The sequence below is a fragment of the candidate division WOR-3 bacterium genome (assembly GCA_026418155.1).
Taxonomy (GTDB): domain Bacteria; phylum Hydrothermota; class Tepidihabitantia; order Tepidihabitantales; family CAIPLT01; genus JAOABV01.
The window spans coordinates 1-2,736 of the sequence record JAOABV010000089.1 but is presented as its reverse complement, the minus strand read 5'-3'; the positions used below and the strand labels follow the sequence as shown (position 1 = coordinate 2,736).

Annotated in this window: 3 protein-coding genes; all 3 read left to right on the top strand. The window is 39.1% G+C overall.

Translation table 11 applies throughout. The annotated features are described in order from the left end of the window. The first annotated feature begins 341 nt into the window (after nucleotides 1-341). The 3 genes from N2201_07390 (at nucleotide 342) to N2201_07380 (ending at nucleotide 2,736) form a co-directional block, all read left to right on the top strand. Nucleotides 342-788, top strand: a complete 447-nt coding sequence (locus N2201_07390) for a hypothetical protein (protein MCX7786022.1) — start codon at nucleotides 342-344, stop codon at nucleotides 786-788. A gap of 295 nt (nucleotides 789-1,083) precedes the next feature. Then, the gene (locus tag N2201_07385; protein MCX7786021.1) at nucleotides 1,084-1,926 is read left to right on the top strand and encodes a lysophospholipid acyltransferase family protein; all 843 of its coding nucleotides are present in this window, start codon (nucleotides 1,084-1,086) and stop codon (nucleotides 1,924-1,926) included. Between the two features lie 84 nt (nucleotides 1,927-2,010). Continuing rightward, the gene (locus N2201_07380; GenBank protein ID MCX7786020.1) at nucleotides 2,011-2,736 is read left to right on the top strand and encodes an ABC transporter permease; all 726 of its coding nucleotides are present in this window, start codon (nucleotides 2,011-2,013) and stop codon (nucleotides 2,734-2,736) included.

Sequence of the window (2,736 nt, the reverse complement as noted above, 5' to 3'; positions counted from 1 at the left end):
GATTAATTCAGCGACATAAAGTTTAAGGTTCAAAGGCTCAAAGGTTCAAGGTTCAAAGGCTCAAAGGTTCAAGACTCAAAGGTTCAAAGGATTAAAAGTTCAAGGTTCAAATGGGCTTTGTGGCTTATAATAAGTTTTGCCTAAAAGTCTTTATCGGCAGTGCGTTTTTGCTATTCGCCTTTCGCTTTTCGCTCGGCGCCGTAAAAGAATTCTTAGCGGATAGCGAATAGCGATAAGCGTAAAGCGGATAAAGACGGATGGCAAAGAAAGGAGGTGATGAGCAAAGGTTGGGTAAAGGTCTTTTATATTTCTCTCCTTGATGCAAGAGGATAAAGGTGAAGGTGAAAATTACTCTTCATCCTAAACTTCTTTCACAAGGAGCGAAGGTATTAAAGAATCTTTACACAACTGAAATTATGGCTGTTAGACCTGCTTTAAGACGTTTGGACAAATGGGATGCGATGTTTTCCGGCGATGTCTTGTCGCAAAAACTCTCCGGCTATAAAGACAAAATGAAAGCGCAACTCTCAACTATCTTTCCTGAACAAGAAGCCTTAGAAAACGAAGTCAAACTGATTCTCGCTGAAGCCGGCACACCAACTTTACTTAATCCTTCTTATCTCAATTTCGGACGCGAAGTCTATAAGTATGCGAAAAAGTTTTCTGGCGCCCAACTCTTAAAAGAAGTTGATGTCTTAATTAACAAATGGCATGCTCGGACGCTGGATAAAGACATCTTAGAACGGATTCGCAACACCGTCTTCGCCTTAGCCGCACCGGCTCCATAAACTAAATGCCCCAGAGTCACTGTGCCACAGAGATTGTTTTTAATTAATTTATAAGTCTCTGTGTCTTTGTGGCTCTGTGGCTAAAAATCTCAGGCGGAGTTCCTGCCGCTCCGCCTGAAGATAATACCCAGAAAGACTGCTTCACGGAAAGTTTTATCGTCTTGTGTCTTTGTGTCGCTGTGACAAAACAATCTCTATCACCCTTGACTTTTAACTTAAATTACAATATTATTGAACATCTGTTGCCAATACTTATGCTTGCAAAATTAGTCTTCTCAAAAAGTGATTGAAAATTATGGGCTATCGCTCACATGTTTATCTGTATCATCTCGGAATTAGAATTGCATGTCTTTTACCCCGTTGGTTAGGCGTCTTCATTGCCAAAACTTTAGCCTTATTAAAATTTTTGCAAGCAAAACGCGAACGGGCAATTGTTAAGAAAAATCTCTTGATGGCTGGCATTAATCCGAATTGGCAGAATGTGCTTAAGAATTTTACCAATTACGCAATCTGTTTAGTTGACGCTTTTCGGGCTTTAATCTATGAACCAGACTACTTAGCAAAGATTATCGATTTTACAGGTAAAGAGCATTTAGACCAAACATTAAAACTCAACCAAGGTGTGATTTTGGTTACGGCTCATCTTGGTAATTGGGACTTGGCTGGTGTCTATCTGGCAAGTTTAGGCTTTCCCCTTACTGCGGTGGCTGAAGAGATTCCTGGGCTTTCTGATGTCTATAATTTAATTCGCACTCGCACCGGAATGCAAATCGTCTTTATCCAAGAAAAAGAAAAGATGACAGAAGCATTAGAAGATAATCGGATTTTGGTTTTATTAGGCGACCGCGATTTAACCGGACGCGGACAATTAGTAAATTTCTTAAACGGCAAAAAGAAAATACCCCGCGGTCCAGCCAGTTTTGCCTTAAAATACAAATCACCAGTTATCTTTGGTTACTTTGTCTTAAATCCTGATAAAAAGAGTAAGAAATTATACCGAGCCGAAATTTCCGAACCGCTCTTTCCCCAAAATCAGACTTATGAACAATTCTTGCAAATCGTTGCAGACAAATTGTCCGAATATATCAGAAAATATCCTTTGCAATGGTTTGTCTTTCGTGATGAATGGCAATCTTAAAGAGTAATGCTGAAAAGAATCAAAGACCAAAATGGATTTTTAGTTTTGGCTTTAGATTGGTAAACAAATAATAACAAGATGCAAATGCAAGAAGTCATCAATTTTATCATCTTTCCTTTCCGGATTCTTTTTAGTCCAGGGAAAACTTCTCGCACTTTGGTGCGTTTTATAGAACAGTCATATGAGATTGGCGTTAACTCTTTACCTTTAATTGTCGTTATCGGCTTTTTCTTAGGTTTAGTCACCACGGTGCAAAGTTTCTATCAAATCGCTAATATGCTTCCTAAATATTTTCTCGGCTTGACAGTCGGCCGAATGGTGATGATTGAATTAGGTCCAGTGCTTACTGCTTTAACTGTTACTGGTAGATGTATCTCAGCAATGTCAGCAGAAATCGGCACCATGAAAATTTCTGAACAGATTGACGCTTTACGGGTGATGAAGATAAGTCCGGAGAATTTTTTAGGTAAACCGAGAATGCTATCAATGCTTTTAGTCTTACCCTTACTCAATTATGTAATGATTGCAATTTCTTTACTTTCAGGAGCACTCTTTTCGCAACTTTTCTTTGCTACCAGTTTTGATGTCTTCTTTTATGGCATAACCCATCCGTTTTATCCCCGAGATTTCTGGGCAAGTTTAATCAAATCGCTCTTTTTTGCCTTTTGGATAACATCATCTGGTGTCTATTTTGGTTTTCAAGTCTCAGGTGGTGCCAAACAGGTCGGTCAAGCCGCAACTAATGCGGTCGTGGTATCAACCATCTTAATCTTAATCCTTGACTTCCTTGCCGCAATTATCTTATTCTAA

Bases quoted from the DNA above. Each gene is read 5' to 3' on its own strand.
- N2201_07385 (MCX7786021.1), top strand. From the start codon at position 1,084: ATGGGCTATCGCTCACATGTTTATCTGTATCATCTCGGAATTAGAATT.
- N2201_07380 (MCX7786020.1), top strand. From the start codon at position 2,011: ATGCAAGAAGTCATCAATTTTATCATCTTTCCTTTCCGGATTCTTTTT.